Here is a 16491-nt window from a genome sequence, read left to right on the forward strand (position 1 = left end):
GTCCTTCTGGACCCTCTCACCCCATGGGTCGAACGGGGGCGTTTCGATCGACACGGTCCCCGGGATTTTTTGTGCAACCCGTCGGCGGGCCCGTTCCGTCCTGGAGGCATGAGGTGGAAAGCAACGATGTGCGGGCTGGGCCTCGTCCTGCTGGCGGCCACGGCCTGCGGCGAGCAGGCCCCCACCGTCGGAAGCGGGTCCGGCGACGCGACCAGCAGCGAAGCCGCTCCCACCGCGCCGACCATCCCGGCCACCGACCTGCCCCCGGTCATGCCGGGCGGGCCGCGCCAGATGCAGCCACCGGCGGACACCGCCCAGGTGCCTGCCACCCGCGTCGACTCCTCGGCGCTGCCGTCGGACTTCCCGCGCGAGGTGTTCGTCAGCGCGGACGGCAAGCAGTTGTTCATCCGCGCCGAGGAGGGCGGCTGCGGGCGCGCCGCGGCCGAGGTGACCGCACAGGACGCGCGGCAGGTCGTCGTCAACCTGGTCGAGAACAAGAGCAACCTGGCAGGCCAGATGTGCACGATGGACATCCGCTACCCGGTGGTGTCGGCGACCCTGTCCGAGCCCCTGAACGAGCGGACTGTGGTGCTGACGAGCGCCAAACGAGGTTACTGACCGGTAGTATCCCGGGGCATGAGGAAACGCCAGGTCTCCGCCACGCGGATCGTCGCGGCCCCGCCGGAGAAGATCTTCGAGCTGCTCGCGGACCCGTCGAAACACCCGCTGATCGACGGCTCCGGCACGGTCCTCGCCGCGCAGGGCGGCGGGCCGGAGCGCCTGACGCTCGGCTCCCGCTTCGGCATGGACATGAAGATGGGCGCGAACTACAAGATCCTCAACACGGTCGTCGAGTTCGACGAGAACCGGCTGATCGCCTGGCGGCACTTCAACGGGCACCGCTGGCGGTGGCAGCTCAAACCGCTCGAGGACGGCTCGACCGAGGTCACCGAGACCTTCGACTGGTCCACCGCGCGCATTCCGCTCTTGATCGACCTGAGCTTCTTCCCGCGCAAGAACAAGCAGGCCATCGACAAGACGCTCGACCGGCTGGTCAACCTGTTCCAGGCGTGAAAAACGGGCGCCACCCGCGTGGGTGGCGCCCGTTCCGGTCAGCCGGTCAGGAGCGGAAGCTGATCTGCAGCACCGGCTCCGACGTCTCGGCGAAGAAGTCGTTGCCCTTGTCGTCGATGACGATGAACGCCGGGAAGTCCTCGACCTCGATCTTCCACACGGCTTCCATGCCCAGCTCCGGGTACTCCAGCACCTCGACCTTCTTGATGCAGTCCTGCGCCAGCCGCGCCGCCGGGCCGCCGATCGAGCCGAGGTAGAACCCGCCGTGCTCCTTGCAGGACGCGGTCACCTGCTTGGACCGGTTGCCCTTGGCGAGCATCACCATCGACCCGCCCGCCGCCTGGAACTGGGCGACGTAGGAGTCCATCCGGCCCGCGGTGGTCGGCCCGAAGGAGCCGGACGCGTAGCCGTCCGGAGTCTTCGCTGGGCCTGCGTAGTAGACCGGGTGGTCACGCAGGTACTGCGGCATCTCCTCGCCGGCCTCCAGCCGCTCCGCGATCTTCGCGTGCGCGATGTCGCGGGCCACCACCAGCGGGCCGGTCAGCGATAGCCGGGTCTTCACCGGCAGCGACGACAGCTGCGCGCGGATCTCGTCCATCGGGCGGTTCAGGTCGACCTGCACCACCTCGTCGGACAGGTCGTCGGTGGTGACGTCCGGCAGGAAGCGGGCCGGGTCGCGCTCGAGCTGCTCGATGAACACGCCGTCCGCGGTGATCTTCGCCTTCGCCTGGCGGTCGGCCGAGCAGGACACCGCGATGCCGACCGGGCAGGACGCGCCGTGCCGCGGCAGCCGGATGACGCGCACGTCGTGGCAGAAGTACTTGCCGCCGAACTGGGCGCCGATGCCGAACTGCCGGGTCATCTCCAGGACCTGCTGCTCCAGGTCGGTGTCCCGGAAACCGTGGCCGAGCGGGGAACCCTCACGCGGCAGGTTGTCCAGGTAGCGGGCCGAGGCGAGCTTGGCGACCTTGAGGTTGTACTCGGCCGACATGCCGCCGACCACGATCGCCAGGTGGTAGGGCGGGCAGGCCGCGGTGCCGAGGCTGCGCAGCTTCTCGTCCAGGAACTTGGCCAGCCGCTTCGGGTTCAGGACGGCCTTGGTCTCCTGGTAGAGGAACGTCTTGTTGGCCGAGCCGCCGCCCTTGGCCATGAACAGGAACTCGTAGCTCGGGTCGCCGGTCCCGTCCTTGTGGAACAGCTCGATCTGCGCGGGCAGGTTGGTCCCGGTGTTCTTCTCGTCCCAGAAGGTCACCGGCGCCATCTGCGAGTAGCGCAGGTTGAGCTCCTGGTAGGCGTCGAAGATGCCGCGGGCCAGCGCCTGCTCGTCGTTGCCGCCGGTGAGCACGCCCTGGCTGCGCTTGCCGATGACGATCGCGGTGCCGGTGTCCTGGCACATCGGCAGCACGCCGCCGGCCGAGATGGCCGCGTTGCGCAGCAGGTCCATCGCCACGAAGCGGTCGTTGCCGCTGGCCTCGGGGTCGTCGACGATCGCGCGCAGCTGCGCCAGGTGCGACGAGCGCAGCAGGTGCTGGATGTCGGTGATCGCGGTCCGGGCGAGCTTGGTCAGCGCTTCGGGGTCGACTTCCAGGAACTTCCGTCCGGCGGCCTCGACTACCCGGACGCCCTCGGCCGTCACGAGCCGGTACTCGGTCTCGTGGTCCGGACCCAGCGGCAGCACGTCGGTGTACTGGAAGGTGGTGGTGGTCACTCGGGCTCCCTCGCAGGCAATTCGGGCCCTTGACGTTACCGCTTGCGCGTGCTTGCCCACGTAGAGGTGTGGCGCGCACCTCGCCGGAGATCGCGTGGCGCGAACCACCCCGGAAAAGTCGGAAGGCCGGGCCCACCCCGACGGACCCGACCTTCCGGGGAAAGCGGCCGGGAGCACAGGGCACCCGCCGCGAAGTCCAACCGTCCGTAGGACGTGAAGAACTCACCAATCGTTGCTTCCACGGTGACGTGACCTACGTCATACGTCAACACTGCCGATCGGGTTGTCGTGGAACGCGAACAGGGCCACCCCGCGTAGGCGGAGTGGCCCTGCCGGTTGCCCTGGACGGGTCAGCTGGCGTAGGCGCGCAGGCGCTCGGCCCGCTCGCCCTGGCGCAGCTTCGACATGACCTCGCGCTCGATCTGGCGGACCCGCTCGCGGGACAGCCCGAAGTGCTTGCCGATCTGGTCGAGGGTGCGCGGCTGGCCGTCGTCGAGGCCGTAGCGCATCCGGATGACCTGCTGCTCCCGCTCGTCGAGCGTGGCCAGGACCCGGCGCAGGTCGTCCTGCAGCAGGCCCGAGATGACCGCGCTCTCGGCGTCGGTGGCCTCGGAGTCCTCGATGAAGTCGCCCAGCGGGGCGTCCTCGTCGGTGCCGACCGGCATGTCGAGGCTCACCGGGTCGCGGGCGTGGTCGAGCAGGTCGGCGACCTTCTCGACGGCGATGCCGGACTCGGCGGCCAGCTCCTCATTGGTGGCTTCACGGCCGAGCTGCTGGTGCAGGTCGCGCTTGATGCGGGCCAGCTTGTTGACCTGCTCGACGAGGTGCACGGGCAGCCGGATGGTGCGGCCCTGGTCGGCCATGCCGCGAGTGATGGCCTGGCGGATCCACCACGTCGCGTAGGTCGAGAACTTGAACCCCTTGGAGTAGTCGAACTTCTCCACCGCGCGGATCAGACCCAGGTTCCCCTCCTGGATCAGGTCGAGCAGCGGCATCCCCCGTCCCGTGTAGCGCTTGGCCAGCGACACGACCAGCCGGAGGTTGGCCTCCAGCAGGTGGTTCTTGGCCTTGTGGCCGTCGCGCACGAGCGCCTCGAGCTCCTTGCGGCGCTGCGGGCTCAGCTTCGGCGCGGTGTCGAGCATGTGCTGCGCGAACACCCCCGCCTCGATGCGCTTGGCGAGCTCGACCTCGTCGGCGGCGGACAGCAGCGCGGTCTTGCCGATCCCGTTGAGGTAGACCCGCACGAGGTCCGCGGCCGGGCCCTGTGCGTCGAGATCCGCGTCGAGGTTCGGCGAAGGGCGTACGCTGGACTCGACGGGCTCGGTTTCGGGCTCGGGGACCTCACGAGTCGGGCGCTCGAGAGTCTGTACTGACATGTTCTGCCTCCCCGGTCACGGGCGGACACGTTCGGTGCGTCACACCGGCTGTTGCGCCGCGTGGGTGGATCCTGTGGAGTGCTCCACCCCCGCGGTGTCCAGCTCGTCGGCTGGACAATGGTTCCAACGCCGGCCGTTGCCAAAACGTTCCCGCCTTCTCGACTTCAAGACGAGGCGGTACCGGACCGGGTTGCTCCACCAAAGCTGAGGTTTTGCTGAGAGACCGCTTCGGTGGAGCAGTGGTTCAGACCTCCACGAGCACCGTGAAGGGTCCGTCGTTCACGCTGCGCACCGCCATCATGGCGCCGAACTTCCCCGTGGCCACACGGGCTCCGCGCTCGCGCAGCTCCGCCACGACACGGTCGAACAGCGCCAGCGCGTCGTCCGGACGGGCCGCCTGCGTCCACGATGGACGGCGCCCCTTGCGGGTGTCGCCGTACAGCGTGAATTGGCTCACCACCAGCAAAGGGGCGCCGGAAGTGGCGCACGACTCCTCGTCGCGGAGGATGCGGAGCTCGTGCAGCTTCCGCGCCATGGTGACCGCTTTGTCCTCGCTGTCCGAAACGTGGACGCCGAGCAGCACCAGCAGCCCCGGCTCCTCGATCGCGCCGACGACCTCGCCCTCGACTGTGACGCTCGCCTCGGTCACCCGTGCCGCGACGGCTCTCACACCGCCTCCAGGAAGCCGTGGCGGACCAGTTCCCGCACCAGCGGCAGCGCGGCCTCGGTGAGCGCCTCCTCGTCCAGCCCGTGCCCGGCCGCGAGCAGCGACAGCAGGTCCGACAGCGGCAGCGCGCCCCGGCAGCCGGCCAGCAGCGCGGCGACCGTCTCGTCGACCTCGTGCTGCCAGCCGGGGCCGTCGGAGCGGTGCAGCCGCAGCACCGTGGTGTCCCAGCCCTCGTCGCCGGGCGCGGACACCCGCTCCAGCAGCACCGTCGGCGGCACCCGGAAGCGCGCGTCCAGCAGGTCGTGCCCGTGCTCCCGCAGCCAGGTCACGCGGTCCAGCCACCGGCCGGCCTCCGGGCCCAACGGGTCGTCGTAGGCCTGCCGCAGGTCCTCGCACACCACCGTGGGGTGGGCCGCGTCCGTCCGGCGCAGGGTGACGAAACCGAACCCGACACCGTGGACCTTGTTCTCGGCGAACCAGTCCAGCCAGTCCGCGGCCTTGGCCCGGCCGCGATCGGAGCGCGGGTCGATGCCCGCGTCACGCAACCAGGTGCCCACGTACAGCCCGGGGTCGGCTACGTCCCGTTGCACGAACCACGCGTCCGTGCCGCCGGGCAGCCAGCGGCTCACCCGGTCGGCCCAGTCCTCGCCGTCGACGTGCAACCAGGAGGCGAGCAGCTGCCCGGTGCCGCCCTCGGTCAGGAACCCGGGCAGCTGGCGGATCACCAGCGCGCTCGCGTCGTCGCCGCCGAGGCCGGAGTCGCGGTAGGTGTAGTCGACGCGCGCCGGTCCCACCACGAACGGGGGATTGCACACGATCTGGTCGAACCGGCGGCGCGCGACCGGCGCGAACCACTCGCCCCGCACCAGTTCCACGTCCAGCTCGTTCAGCCGGAACGTCGCGTCCGCCAGCGCCAGCGCCCGCTCCGACACGTCGGTGGCGGTGACGCGCTGGGCGTGCCGGGTGGCGTGCAGCGCCTGCACGCCGTTGCCGGTGCCCAGGTCCAGCAGGCTGCCCACCGGGCGGCGGGTCGTGGCGCGGATCAGGCTCAGCGACGCGTGCCCGACGCCGAGCACGTGGTCCGGCGGGACCTCCGCGCCCAGCACGTCGGAGTCCAGGTCCGAGACGACCCACCAGGAGCCCTGCTCGTCCCCGTGCGGCCGCACGTCCAGGCCCGCGCGCAGCTGCTCCCGTCCGCGCACCAGACCGGCGGCGAGCGCGTCGTCCAGCGCCACCGGCGCCAGCGCGGCCCGCACGGCCGCTTCGGGCTCGGCGGAACCCAGCAGGAACAGGCGGATGAGCGTGCCGAGCTCGCCGGCGTCCGCGCTGGCGCGGAAGGCGAGTTCGGGCTCGCCGCGGCCCAGCGCCGCGTGGGCCGCCCCGCCGAGGGCGTCGACCACGCCGTCGGCGTCGTAGCCGGTGCGCTGGAACGCCTCGCGCAGCCGGGCCAGGAAATCGTCGGAGAACCGCGGAATGCTCACGGTGGGTGATCCTCCCACGCGGGCGCCGCGGCTGTGCTGAGATGGCCGCATGACCACCACGGACCGGGCGACGGTGCTCGCGGGGCTCGGCGAACTCCTGCCGGGACTGGAGGAGCTCTACCTCGACCTGCACCGCAACCCCGAGCTGTCGTTCGCCGAGCACCGCACCGCCGGGAAGCTCGCGGACCGGTTGCGCGAGGCCGGTTACGAGGTGCACACCGGCATCGGCGGGACCGGGGTGGCGGGGGTGCTGCGCAACGGGGACGGCCCGGTCGTGATGCTGCGCGGACATCGACGCGCTGCCGGTGGCCGAGAAGACCGGCCTGCCCTACGCCAGCGAGGTGCGTGCGCCGAACCCGGACGGCGACGAGGTCCCGGTGATGCACGCGTGCGGCCACGACATGCACGCCACCTGGCTGGACGGCGCGGCGCGGCTGCTCGCCGGCGGCCGGGACGGCTGGCGGGGCACCGTCATCGTGGTCTACCAGCCGGGGGAGGAGGTCGGCGAGGGCGCGGAGACGATGGTGCGCGACGGCCTGTTCGACCTCGTCGGCACGCCCGCGGTGGTGCTCGGCCAGCACGTCGTCCCCGGCCCGGCGGGCTGGGTGCTGACGCGGCCCGGCGTGCTGATGGCGGCCACCGACTCGCTGCGGATCGTGCTGCACGGCCGCGGCGGGCACGGCTCCCGGCCGGAGACGACCGTCGACCCGGCGGTGCTGGCCGCGTCGGTCGTGATGCGGCTGCAGACGATCGTGTCCCGCGAGATCGCGGCGACCGAGCAGGCCGTGGTGACCGTCGGGTCGATGCACGTCGGCACCGCGGCCAACGTCATCGCCGAGGAAGCGGTGCTCGAGGTCAACGTCCGCACCTTCGACGAGCAGGTCCGGCAGCGGGTGCTCGGCGCGATCGAGCGCATCGTCCAGGGCGAGGCGGCCGCGGCGGGCGCGCCACGGCCGCCGGAGATCACGCCGATCGCGACCTTCCCGGTCACCAGCAACGACGAGGGCGCGAACCGCACGCTCACCGAGGCGTTCACCGCGCACTTCGGCGCCGACCGGACCATCGAGGCGCCGCTGGTCACCGGTAGCGAGGACTTCGGCGAGTTCGGCAGGGCGGCCGGGGCGCCGTCGGTGTTCTGGCTGGTCGGTGGCCTTGACCAGGACTTCGTGCTCACCGCGATGGCCGAGGGCCGGTTCGAGCGGGACGTCCCGTCGAACCACTCGCCGCGGTTCGCGCCGGTGCTGCACCCGACGCTGCGGACCGGGGTGGAGACGCTGGTCGTGGCCGCGCTCACGTTTTTGTCGGTGGGTGGTGGCAGGCTCGGGACATGACCGGAAGCGCCCCGATCCCCGCCGCCAACTTCGCCCAGCCGTGGGCGGACGACACCCGCCCGCCCCTGCCCAAGACCGGTGACGAGCGCGAGATCCTCACCGCCTACCTCGACTGGCACCGGCGGACCTTCGAGCTCAAGTGCGCGGACGTGGCGCCGGACCGCTTGTCCGAGAAGCTGATTCCGCCCTCCGGCCTGACCCTGCACGGCCTGGCGCGCCACCTCGCCGGCGTCGAGCGGTGGTGGTTCCGCATCCAGTTCCGCGGCGAGGACGTGCCGGTCCTGTACTACTCCGACGACGACCCGGAACAGGACTTCGAGCGCCTGGACGGCGATCCGGCGGAGGCGCTGGCGGTGTGGCGCGCCGAGTGCGAGGCCTCCCGGCGGATCGTCGCCGACGCGCCGTCGCTGGACGTCACGGGCGTGCACCAGGCCTCCGGTGAGCCGATCTCGTTGCGGCGGATCATCGTGCACATGCTCGCCGAGTACGCCCGGCACAACGGGCACGCCGACCTGCTGCGCGAACGGATCGACGGCAGGACCGGGCACTGAGGAGGGGAACGTGACCGACGCACTCGCACTCACCCGCGCGCTGACCGCGGTCGACACGGTGGGCCACGCGGAGAGCGCGGCGCTGGAGGTCGTGGCGCCGCTGCTGCGGGACGCGGGGTTCCGCCTCGAGGTGTTCGAGCACGAACCCGGCCGCGGCACGCTGGTCGCCGAATGGGAGATCGGGCACGACGTGCCGCCGCTGTGCCTGTCCGGGCACGTCGACACGGTGCCGCTGGGCGGCGCGCCGTGGCAGTGCGACCCGTTCGCCGGGGAGACCGACGGCGATCGCGTGTACGGGCGCGGCGTGAGCGACATGAAGGCCGGGGTGGCGGCGATCGTGACGGCCGCGGTCGCGGTCGCGCGGTCCCGGCCGCGGCGGGCCGGGCTGCGGCTCGTGCTGACGGCGGCGGAGGAGACGGGGTCGCAGGGCGCACGGTTCGTGGCGGACCGGCTCGGGCCGAGCGGTCCGCTGGTCATCACCGAGCCGACCGCGAACGCGGCGTTCCACGGGCACAAGGGCGCGCTGTGGCTGGAGGCGCTCGCCACCGGGGTGACCGCGCACGGGTCGATGCCGCACCTGGGGGACAACGCGGTCGTCAAGCTGGCCGCGGCGGTGTCCAGGCTGGCGGAGTACCGGTTCGGGGTGGAGCCGCACCCGGTGATGGGGCCGCCGACGCTGAACGTGGGCACCTTCACCGGCGGGTTGAACACGAACTCGGTGCCCGACCGCGCGGTGGCGACGGTGGACGTGCGGACGGTGGCGGGGCAGGACCACGCGGCGTTGCTGGAGTCGCTGGCCGCGGTCGCGGGGGTCGAGGTGCGCCCGCTGATCGACCTGCCGCCGGTGTGGACCGATCCGGGCGACGAGTGGGCGGCCGCGGCGGCCGAGATCGTCCGGGAGGTCACCGGCGTGGGCGGGGAGGTGGCGACGGCGACGTACTTCACCGACGCGTCCGTGCTGACCCCCGCGCTGGGCGGGGTGCCGACGCTGATCTGCGGGCCGGGCCAGCCGGAGCAGGCGCATGTCACCGACGAGTGGTGCTCCATCACCCGGCTGGCCGAGTCGGTGGAGATCCTCACGCGCGTGTGTGCCGGGTGGTGCGGGATTTAACGCCACCCGAGTATCGCCGGGGAGGGGGAAGTGGCAGCATGGAGGGCACAGGAGGTGGTCGCGGTGAACAGGTCCCCCCGGGGCACCGGCGACGAGGACGCCCCCGTTCTCATCACCGAGGCCGCCCCGTCCTACGAAGACGAGCACGCGGCGCGCAAGCGCAAGTACATGCTCATGATGGGCATGCGGTTCCCGTGCCTGGTACTGGCCGGGATCTTCTACCACACGTGGTGGCTGGCGCTGCTGTTCATCGTCATCTCGATCCCGCTGCCGTGGGTCGCGGTGCTGATCGCCAACGACCGCCCGCCGCGCAAGTCGGAGAAGGTCAACCGCTACCAGCGCAACGCGAAGGCCATCGAGCACCGCGAACACCGCATCATCGACGGCTGACCCCGCGCGAGTCCCACCTTCCCGGGCGCGAGTCCCACGTTCCCGCGGGCGCGAGTTCCGCGTTCCCGGGCGTGAGGTTCCCTCCCGGGCGCGAGTCCATGTTCCCGGGCGCGGGTTCCACGCTGCCGGGCGCGGGTTCCACGCTCCCAGGCGCGAGTTCCACGCTCGGCCATTCCCGCGTCGGCACGTGGTCGCGGACCGACCGCAGAACTCGCGCGCCCGGGGTGCAGAACTCGCGGAGCTGCGTGTGGGACTCGCGGGCCGAACGCGGAACTCCCGGGGCTGAGCGTGGGATTCGCGGGGGCGGGTCAGGGCTGAGCGCCGACCTTGGTGACCGCCCGCGCGCCCAGCCGCACGCCGGACCGCAGGACGTCCACAGTGGACTCCCCGCGGAGCCAGGCCGCCAGCACGCCGGCGTCGAACGCGTCGCCCGCGCCGGTCGAGTCCACGCACTCCGCCTCCTCCGCGGGCACGCTCACCTCACCGTCCGCGGACACCCACGTCGCGCCGTCCAGACCTGCCGTCACCACCACCGCGCCGACGTCGTCCAGCAGAGCCTTCGCCGCCGACGGCGCCGCCGAACCGGTCAGCGCCAGCAGCTCCTCCGTGTTGGGCAGCAACAGGTCCGTGCCACGCACGTCCGCCAGGAACGCCCGCGGATCCGTGATCAACGCGGCCGCCTGCGGGTCCACCGACGTGGTCAGCCCGGCCTCCTTCGCCGCCGCCAGCGCGGCCAGCCCCGCGGGCCGCGACGACGGGTCGAGCAGCACGTACCCGGACAGGTGCAGGTGGTCCGCGCCGTCCAGCACCGCCGGGTCGATGTCCGCAGGCGCGAACCGCGCCATCGCGCCCCGGTCCGGCAGCATGCTCCGCTGACCCGAACCGTCCACCAGCACCACGACCACGCAGGTCGGCGCCTCACCATCGACCGCGAACGCGCACGACACGCCCGCCGCCTCCAGTTCGGCCCGCACCGTGCGGCCGCCGGCGTCGTCGCCGACCCGTGCGACCAGCGTGGTCTCCACGCCGGCCTCGGCCAGCCACACCGCCGTGTTCGCGCCCGCGCCGCCGCCGGCCAGCCGCACCCGCGACCGCGAATCGCCGCCGTGGACGATCGGTCCCTCGTGCCGGGCCACGACGTCCAGCCCGGCGTCCCCGACCACGACGACCTTCACGCGAGCTCCACCGCGACCTCGGCCGCGACCCGCGCGTTGGACACCACCAGTTCCTCGTTCGCGTCCAGGCTCGCCCCGCCGCTCGCGGTGTGGAAGTGCTCCAGCAGCACCGGCGTGACCTCCTTGCCGTGCACGCCACGCGACTCCAGCAGCGCCAGCCCCTCAGCCAGCAGCCGGTCGTGCAGCTCGGCGTCCATCTCCGCCTCGGCCGGGATCGGGTTGGCCAGCAGTACCCCCGACGACGAGTACTGGCGGTGCGCGGCGACCACGGCCGCGGCCGCGACCGGGTCGTCGACCCGCCACGGCACCTCGAAACCGGAGGTCCGCCGGTAGAACGCGGGGAACTCGCCGGTCCGGTACCCGAGCACCGGCACCGAGTTCGTCTCCAGCACCTCCAGGGTCGCGGCGATGTCCAGCACCGACTTCACCCCCGAGCACACCACCAGCACCGGCACCCGCGCCAGCACGCCGAGGTCCGCGGAGATGTCCCAGGACTCGGCCGCCCCGAGGTGCACACCGCCCAGCCCGCCGGTGGCGAACACGCCGATCCCGGCCGCGTGCGCGAGCGCCGAGGTGCTCGCCACCGTCGTCGCGCCCGAGCGGCCGAGGCCGATCGCGGGCCCCAGGTCACGCAGGGACAGCTTGTCCAGCCCGGCGTCGGGCGCGCACACGCGTTCCAGCTGCGCGCGGGACAGGCCGGCGTACGCGACGCCGTCGAGCACCGCGATGGTGGCCGGCACCGCGCCGGCCTTCCGGACGGTCTCCTCCAGCCGGTTCGCGACCGCGAGGTTGCGGCCGGGAGGCAGGCCGTGGGACAGGATCGTGCTTTCGAGCGCGACGACCGCGCGGCCGCTGTGAACGGCGTCGGCGACCTCGTCGGCCAGCGATATCGGGGGTGTCACGAGGGACCATCTTCACCGACGGTCCGGCGTGAAGTCCCAGCGGGTGGGCGAGCCGCCGAAGTCGCGCTCGTCCAGCCCGAACACCCACCGCGGGCGGACCCGTACGGTCGCGTTGACGCCGGGGTCGAGGAAGGCCATGCCGTAATCGGTGCGGTACTTGGCGTTCACCGCGTCCAGGAACGCCCGCACGGACACCGTGTCCCGCACCACCTTGGCGACACCCTCGAGCACCACCGGGTTGAGCGCGTCGTCCGTCGAGATCGTGACGGCCGGGTTGGCGAGCAGGTTGCGGACCTTCCGCGCGCCGCGCGACGAGGAGAACCACAGCGCCTCGTCGTGCCACACCGCCCACACCGGCATCAGGTGCGGGCGGCCGTCCGGCCACACGGTCGCGACCCAGTAGTCGTGCGAGTCCCGTAGCCGCTTCTCCGCCCAGGACCAGGGCAGCAGTCCCGTCCCCTGATCGGCGGGCAAGGTGCCGTAACCGGGCATGTGCGGGCGGGTGGCGCGGGGAACGGCCATCGGCGGAGCCCTCCCTTCACCCCAGATACTGCGCCACGCCCTCCCCGAAGGACCAGTCCACCGGCTGGTTCTCGGTCACGCTGACGAACACGTTCCGCGGCTCGATCCCGGCCCGTTCGGACGCCAGTTCCGCGATCCGCGCGTAGAGCGCCTTCTTCTGCGCGTAGGTGCGGCCCACCCGCATCGTGATGCTGACGAACACCACGCCGTCGTCCCGGCGGATGCCCAGGTAGCCGGGGTCGTAGCGGAGGTGGCCGTCGGAGCGGATGAGGATCTGGAAGAAGTCGTCCCGCGGCACGTCGATCGTCTCGGTCATGGCTTGGTGGACCGCGTCCCCGAGCGCGGTCAGGGTGGCGTCGTCGTGCACGGGCAGGGCGTCGATGCGTACGAGTGGCATGCGACCACCGTACATACCAGTAGGTACAGAAGGCCAGAGTGTCGGTCACGACAGGTACTGCGGCAAAATGGGCACATGAGCACCCAGACGCTGCCCGAGGTCGACACACGCCCGGAGACCACCGACGAGACCGACAGCGATCAGCCGAAGGTCTTCCACTACGTGCGCAAGGACAAGATCGCCGAGAGCGCGGTCATGGGCACGTACGTGGTGGCGCTGTGCGGTGAGGTCTTCCCGGTCACCCGCTCGCCCAAGCCCGGCTCGCCCGTGTGCCCGGCCTGCAAGGAGATCTACGAGGGCTTGCGCCCCGGCCCCGACGGCGAGGACTGATCCGCCAGGTCGTCCTCCCCGGCCGCGGGAGCTTCCTCCTGCTTGCGTGGCTTCCGCAACGGCTGCGTGGTGCGCTCCCACAGTGACGGCGACTCCGCACGCAGCCGTTCCTTGGCGCGCTCCATCTCCAGCCGCCGCCACCTGCGGCGCTGGCGGCGCGTCATCTTCGCGGGCCAGAGCTCCTGGATCGCGGCGTTGAAGTAGGCGCCGCCGACGATGGCCATCCCGATGAAGAACGTGAACAGCAGGAACGCGATCGGCGTGGCCAGCGCGCCGTAGGTGTAGCCGGTGCTGGTGATCCACGACAGGTAGACGCGCAGACCGACACTCGCGAGCAGGAAGATCACCATCGCCAGCACCGCGCCGGGCAGCCCGCGGTGCCACGGCAGCCGGCGCGGCAGGGCCAGTTTGTACAGCGTCGCCACGGCCAGGACCAGCAGCACCCCGATCACCGGGTAGTACAGCCAGCTGATCCACGTGGTGATCGTCGGCGCCCAGCCGTCGGGCAGGAAGTCGATCAGGACGTCCGGTCCGATCGCGATGATCGGCAGGCCGACCACCAGCAGCACCAGGCTCGCCAGGTACAGCAGCAGCGCGTAGATCCGCTGCCAGACCTCGTTGCGCACGCCGTACTGGTCGTGCGCCACGGTGATCGCGTCGACGAACGACGACATCGCCGACGAGCCCGCCCACAGCGAGATCAGGAAGCCAACCGAGACGATCTCGCCCTTGCCGATGGTCAGGATGTCGTCGACCGTGGGCTCGATGATCTGGCTCACCACGTTGCCGCTGAAGATCTTGTCCGCGAACGTGATGATCCGGTCGTGCACCGCGGTGACGAAGCCCTGGCCGAACCAGTCGCCCATGAAGCCGAGGCTGCCGAGCAGCCCGAGCAGCAGCGGCGGCAGCGACAGCGTCTGCCAGAACGCCGCCTCCGCGGACTCGGAGAAGATGTTGCCGTCCCACGCCTTGTTCAGCGTGCGCCCGAGCAGGCGCGCCGGACCCTTGCGGCGGGCGGCGCCGTCGGGCGTCTCGTCGGACGGTGAACTCATGTCAGCCCCAAGCATGGCGGAATCGGCGCGATTTGGCTTGTCAAGACCTGTGGCGTGTTCAACTCCGCCGTGCCGTTCGCGGCCCTTGTCGGTGGGGACGGGTAATCTCCGATGAGCCGCCCTCACCCCCGTCCGGCATCGCGGCCGGGCAGTTCCGTGGGGGCATTCGCATGTCGCGTTCCATCGTCGGCGAGAGGAGGGGGAGGAATCCCTTGTCGGACACGGCCCAGGGTAATCGGACCGGTCAGGGCTTCGCCGCACCCGAGCCCCAGCACGACTCCACCGCCCGCCCGCTGCGGGCCTGGCAGCGCCGCGCGCTGACGAAGTACCTGAGCACGCAGCCGCAGGACTTCCTCGCCGTCGCGACGCCGGGCGCGGGCAAGACGGTGTTCGGCCTGCGCATCGCCGCCGAGCTGCTGTCCGACCGCACGGTCGAGGCGGTCACCATCGTGACCCCGACCGAGCACCTCAAGCACCAGTGGGCGGCGTCCGCGGCGATGGCGGGCATCCCGATCGACTCGAACTACCGCAACGGCCAGGGCGCCGTCGCGGCCGACTACCGCGGCGTGGCGCTGACGTACGCGCAGGTGGCCGCGCACCCGACGCTGCACCGCGTGCGCACCGAGGGCCGCAAGACGCTGGTCATCCTGGACGAGATCCACCACGGCGGCGACGCGAAGAGCTGGGGCGACGCGATCCGCGAGGCGTTCACGCCGGCCGTGCGGCGCCTGTCGCTGACGGGTACCCCGTTCCGCAGCGACGACTCGCCCATCCCGTTCGTCACCTACGAGCCCGACGGCGACGGCTCCCTGCGCAGCAAGGCCGACCACGCCTACGGCTACGCCGACGCGCTCGCCGACGGAGTCGTCCGGCCCGTCGTGTTCCTCGCCTACAGCGGTGAGGCGTCCTGGCGCACCAGCGCGGGGGAGGAGTTCACCGCCCGGCTGGGCGAGCCGCTGACGGCCGAGCAGACGGCCCGCGCGTGGCGCACCGCGCTGGACCCCGGCGGCGAGTGGATCCCCGCCGTCCTGCAGGCCGCCGACACCCGGTTGCAGCAGCTGCGCAGCGGTGGCATCCCGGACGCGGGCGGCCTGGTCATCGCCACCGACCAGGAGTCGGCACGCGCCTACGCGAAGATCCTGGCGCGGATCACCGGCGAGGCGCCCACGGTGGTGCTCTCCGACGATCCGAAGGCGACCGCGCGGATCAGCGAGTTCTCCGAGTCGACCGACCGCTGGCTGGTCGCGGTGCGGATGGTGTCCGAGGGCGTCGACGTCCCGCGGCTGGCGGTCGGGGTGTACGCCACGAGCGCGTCGACGCCGCTGTTCTTCGCCCAGGCCATCGGCCGGTTCGTGCGGGCCAGGCGCAAGGGCGAGACGGCGAGCGTGTTCCTGCCCAGCGTGCCGGTGCTGCTGGAGCTGGCCAGCGAGCTGGAGGCCCAGCGGGACCACGTGCTCGGCAAGCCGCACCGGGAGAAGGACGGCTGGGACGACGAGCTGCTGGCGCAGGCCAACCGCACCGAGGACGAGCCCGGCGAGGAGGAGAAGGCGTTCACGTCGCTGGGCGCCTCGGCCGAGCTGGACCAGGTGATCTACGACGGCAACTCCTTCGGCACCGCGGTGTTCTCCGGCAGCGAGGAGGAGCAGGAGTACCTCGGGCTGCCCGGGCTGCTGGAGCCGGACCAGGTGCGGGCGCTGCTGCGCAAGCGGCAGGAGGAGCAGCTCGCCGACGCCAGCCGCCGCAAGCCGGAGAAGGAGCAGGTCCCGGCGCCGGCGCCGCGGCCGCAGTCGGTGAACGAGCGGATCGCCGCGCTGCGCAAGGAGCTGAACACCCTGGTGGGCATGTACCACCACCGCACGCGCAAACCGCACGGCGCGATCCACAACGAGCTGCGCCGAGCGTGCGGCGGCCCGCCCACGGCGATGGCGACGATGGAGCAGCTGGAGGAGCGGATCGCGACGCTGCGCTCCTGGTGAGAGGGGCTCGGTCGGCACGGGGTCGACCTTGGTGATCGCGAGGGGCGGGCACGGCCCGGCTGGTCGGGGCCCGCGGGGCTGGCTCTGGTGGGGCTGGCAGGTTGCGGTGGGGGCCGGTTGGCCCGGCTGGTTGCGCGCCGCGGGTTGGGTCCTGGTGGGGCTGGCAGGTTGCGGTGGGGGCCGGTTGGCCCGGCTGGTTGCGCGCCGCGGGTTGGGTCCTGGTGGGGCCGGCAGGTTGCGGCGGGCGCCATTGGCCCGCCCGGTCGCGCCCCGCGGGGCTGGCTCTGGTGGGGCCGGCAGGTTGCGGTGGGGGCCGGTTGGCCCGGCTGGTTGCGCGCCGCGGGTTGGGTCCTGGTGGGGCCGGCAGGTCGCGGTGGGCGCGATCGGCCCGCCCGGTCGCGCCCCGCAGGGCTGGCTCTGATGGGGCCGGCGGGTCGCGGTGGGGGGG

The 16491-nt window shown here is 72.1% G+C and carries 16 protein-coding genes and 1 pseudogene; 8 read left to right on the forward strand and 9 right to left on the reverse strand.

Going from position 1 to position 16491, the window contains the following annotated elements; genetic code table 11:
• Positions 1-108 precede the first annotated feature (108 nt).
• Both ACCP09_RS31500 and ACCP09_RS31505 read left to right on the forward strand, forming a co-directional pair.
• Positions 109-618 (forward strand): hypothetical protein, encoded by a 510-nt coding sequence (locus ACCP09_RS31500; RefSeq protein ID WP_228685165.1) that lies wholly within the window; start codon positions 109-111, stop codon positions 616-618.
• Between the two features lie 18 nt (positions 619-636).
• The gene (locus ACCP09_RS31505; RefSeq protein ID WP_017983735.1) at positions 637-1074 is read left to right on the forward strand and encodes an SRPBCC family protein; all 438 of its coding nucleotides are present in this window, start codon (positions 637-639) and stop codon (positions 1072-1074) included.
• 46 nt (positions 1075-1120) lie between these two features.
• Here the strand turns inward: ACCP09_RS31505 and ACCP09_RS31510 are convergent, their stop codons facing one another.
• The 4 genes from ACCP09_RS31510 to ACCP09_RS31525 all read right to left on the reverse strand — a co-directional run bounded on the left by ACCP09_RS31510 (position 1121) and on the right by ACCP09_RS31525 (position 6306).
• Complete coding sequence (locus ACCP09_RS31510; protein WP_364143258.1) at positions 1121-2782, reverse strand: fumarate hydratase; 1662 nt, start codon at positions 2780-2782, stop codon at positions 1121-1123.
• A 350-nt stretch (positions 2783-3132) separates the two neighbouring features.
• Complete coding sequence (locus tag ACCP09_RS31515; protein ID WP_026153319.1) at positions 3133-4158, reverse strand: sigma-70 family RNA polymerase sigma factor; 1026 nt, start codon at positions 4156-4158, stop codon at positions 3133-3135.
• 244 nt (positions 4159-4402) lie between these two features.
• Positions 4403-4828 (reverse strand): D-aminoacyl-tRNA deacylase, encoded by a 426-nt coding sequence (gene dtd / locus ACCP09_RS31520; RefSeq protein WP_017983732.1) that lies wholly within the window; start codon positions 4826-4828, stop codon positions 4403-4405.
• The gene (locus ACCP09_RS31525) at positions 4825-6306 is read right to left on the reverse strand and encodes a DUF7059 domain-containing protein (RefSeq protein WP_433752355.1); all 1482 of its coding nucleotides are present in this window, start codon (positions 6304-6306) and stop codon (positions 4825-4827) included. Before ACCP09_RS31525 ends, dtd begins: the two co-directional genes overlap by 4 nt.
• Positions 6307-6355: 49 nt before the next feature.
• Here ACCP09_RS31525 and ACCP09_RS31530 point away from each other — a divergent pair.
• From ACCP09_RS31530 to ACCP09_RS31545, 4 genes and pseudogenes are all read left to right on the forward strand, one after another.
• Positions 6356-7637, forward strand: a pseudogene (locus tag ACCP09_RS31530) (amidohydrolase).
• Positions 7634-8188, forward strand: coding sequence for a DinB family protein (locus ACCP09_RS31535; protein WP_027935065.1), 555 nt, complete (start codon positions 7634-7636; stop codon positions 8186-8188). The pseudogene ACCP09_RS31530 and the gene ACCP09_RS31535 overlap by 4 nt, the downstream one beginning before the upstream one ends.
• A gap of 10 nt (positions 8189-8198) precedes the next feature.
• Positions 8199-9299, forward strand: a complete 1101-nt coding sequence (locus ACCP09_RS31540; RefSeq protein ID WP_433752357.1) for a M20 family metallopeptidase — start codon at positions 8199-8201, stop codon at positions 9297-9299.
• Positions 9300-9353: 54 nt separating this feature from the next.
• Positions 9354-9689 (forward strand): DUF3099 domain-containing protein, encoded by a 336-nt coding sequence (locus tag ACCP09_RS31545; RefSeq protein ID WP_084022778.1) that lies wholly within the window; start codon positions 9354-9356, stop codon positions 9687-9689.
• A gap of 308 nt (positions 9690-9997) precedes the next feature.
• Here the strand turns inward: ACCP09_RS31545 and ACCP09_RS31550 are convergent, their stop codons facing one another.
• From ACCP09_RS31550 to ACCP09_RS31565, 4 genes are read right to left on the reverse strand one after another with little or no spacing between them, the layout of a single operon-like run.
• On the reverse strand, positions 9998-10864 hold the full coding sequence (locus ACCP09_RS31550; protein WP_378336930.1) for a carbohydrate kinase family protein: 867 nt from the start codon (positions 10862-10864) through the stop codon (positions 9998-10000).
• Positions 10861-11766, reverse strand: a complete 906-nt coding sequence (locus ACCP09_RS31555) for a pseudouridine-5'-phosphate glycosidase (protein ID WP_378336931.1) — start codon at positions 11764-11766, stop codon at positions 10861-10863. The genes ACCP09_RS31550 and ACCP09_RS31555 overlap by 4 nt, the downstream gene beginning before the upstream one ends.
• 12 nt (positions 11767-11778) lie before the next feature.
• Positions 11779-12288 carry a pyridoxamine 5'-phosphate oxidase family protein gene (locus tag ACCP09_RS31560; protein ID WP_027935070.1) on the reverse strand — a complete coding sequence of 170 codons (510 nt, stop codon included), beginning with the start codon at positions 12286-12288 and terminating at the stop codon, positions 11779-11781.
• Positions 12289-12304: 16 nt separating this feature from the next.
• Complete coding sequence (locus ACCP09_RS31565; protein ID WP_433752360.1) at positions 12305-12685, reverse strand: tautomerase family protein; 381 nt, start codon at positions 12683-12685, stop codon at positions 12305-12307.
• Between the two features lie 75 nt (positions 12686-12760).
• Here ACCP09_RS31565 and ACCP09_RS31570 point away from each other — a divergent pair, with 75 nt between their 5' ends.
• Entirely contained in the window at positions 12761-13015 is a 255-nt protein-coding gene (locus tag ACCP09_RS31570) for a DUF3039 domain-containing protein (protein WP_017983722.1), read from the forward strand.
• On the opposite strand, the gene ACCP09_RS31575 is transcribed toward ACCP09_RS31570, so the two are convergent.
• On the reverse strand, positions 12976-14067 hold the full coding sequence (locus tag ACCP09_RS31575) for a YihY/virulence factor BrkB family protein (RefSeq protein WP_027935072.1): 1092 nt from the start codon (positions 14065-14067) through the stop codon (positions 12976-12978). The two genes, ACCP09_RS31570 and ACCP09_RS31575, sit on opposite strands and share 40 nt — an antisense overlap.
• A 212-nt stretch (positions 14068-14279) precedes the next feature.
• On the opposite strand from ACCP09_RS31575, the gene ACCP09_RS31580 reads away from it, so the two are divergent.
• Positions 14280-16043: a DEAD/DEAH box helicase gene (locus ACCP09_RS31580; protein ID WP_017983720.1), complete on the forward strand. Its 1764-nt coding sequence runs from the start codon at positions 14280-14282 to the stop codon at positions 16041-16043.
• The last annotated feature ends 448 nt before the right edge of the window (positions 16044-16491 follow it).

Origin of the sequence: Amycolatopsis sp. 3B14, assembly GCF_050958625.1 — a bacterium.
Taxonomy (GTDB): domain Bacteria; phylum Actinomycetota; class Actinomycetes; order Mycobacteriales; family Pseudonocardiaceae; genus Amycolatopsis_E; species Amycolatopsis_E thermoflava.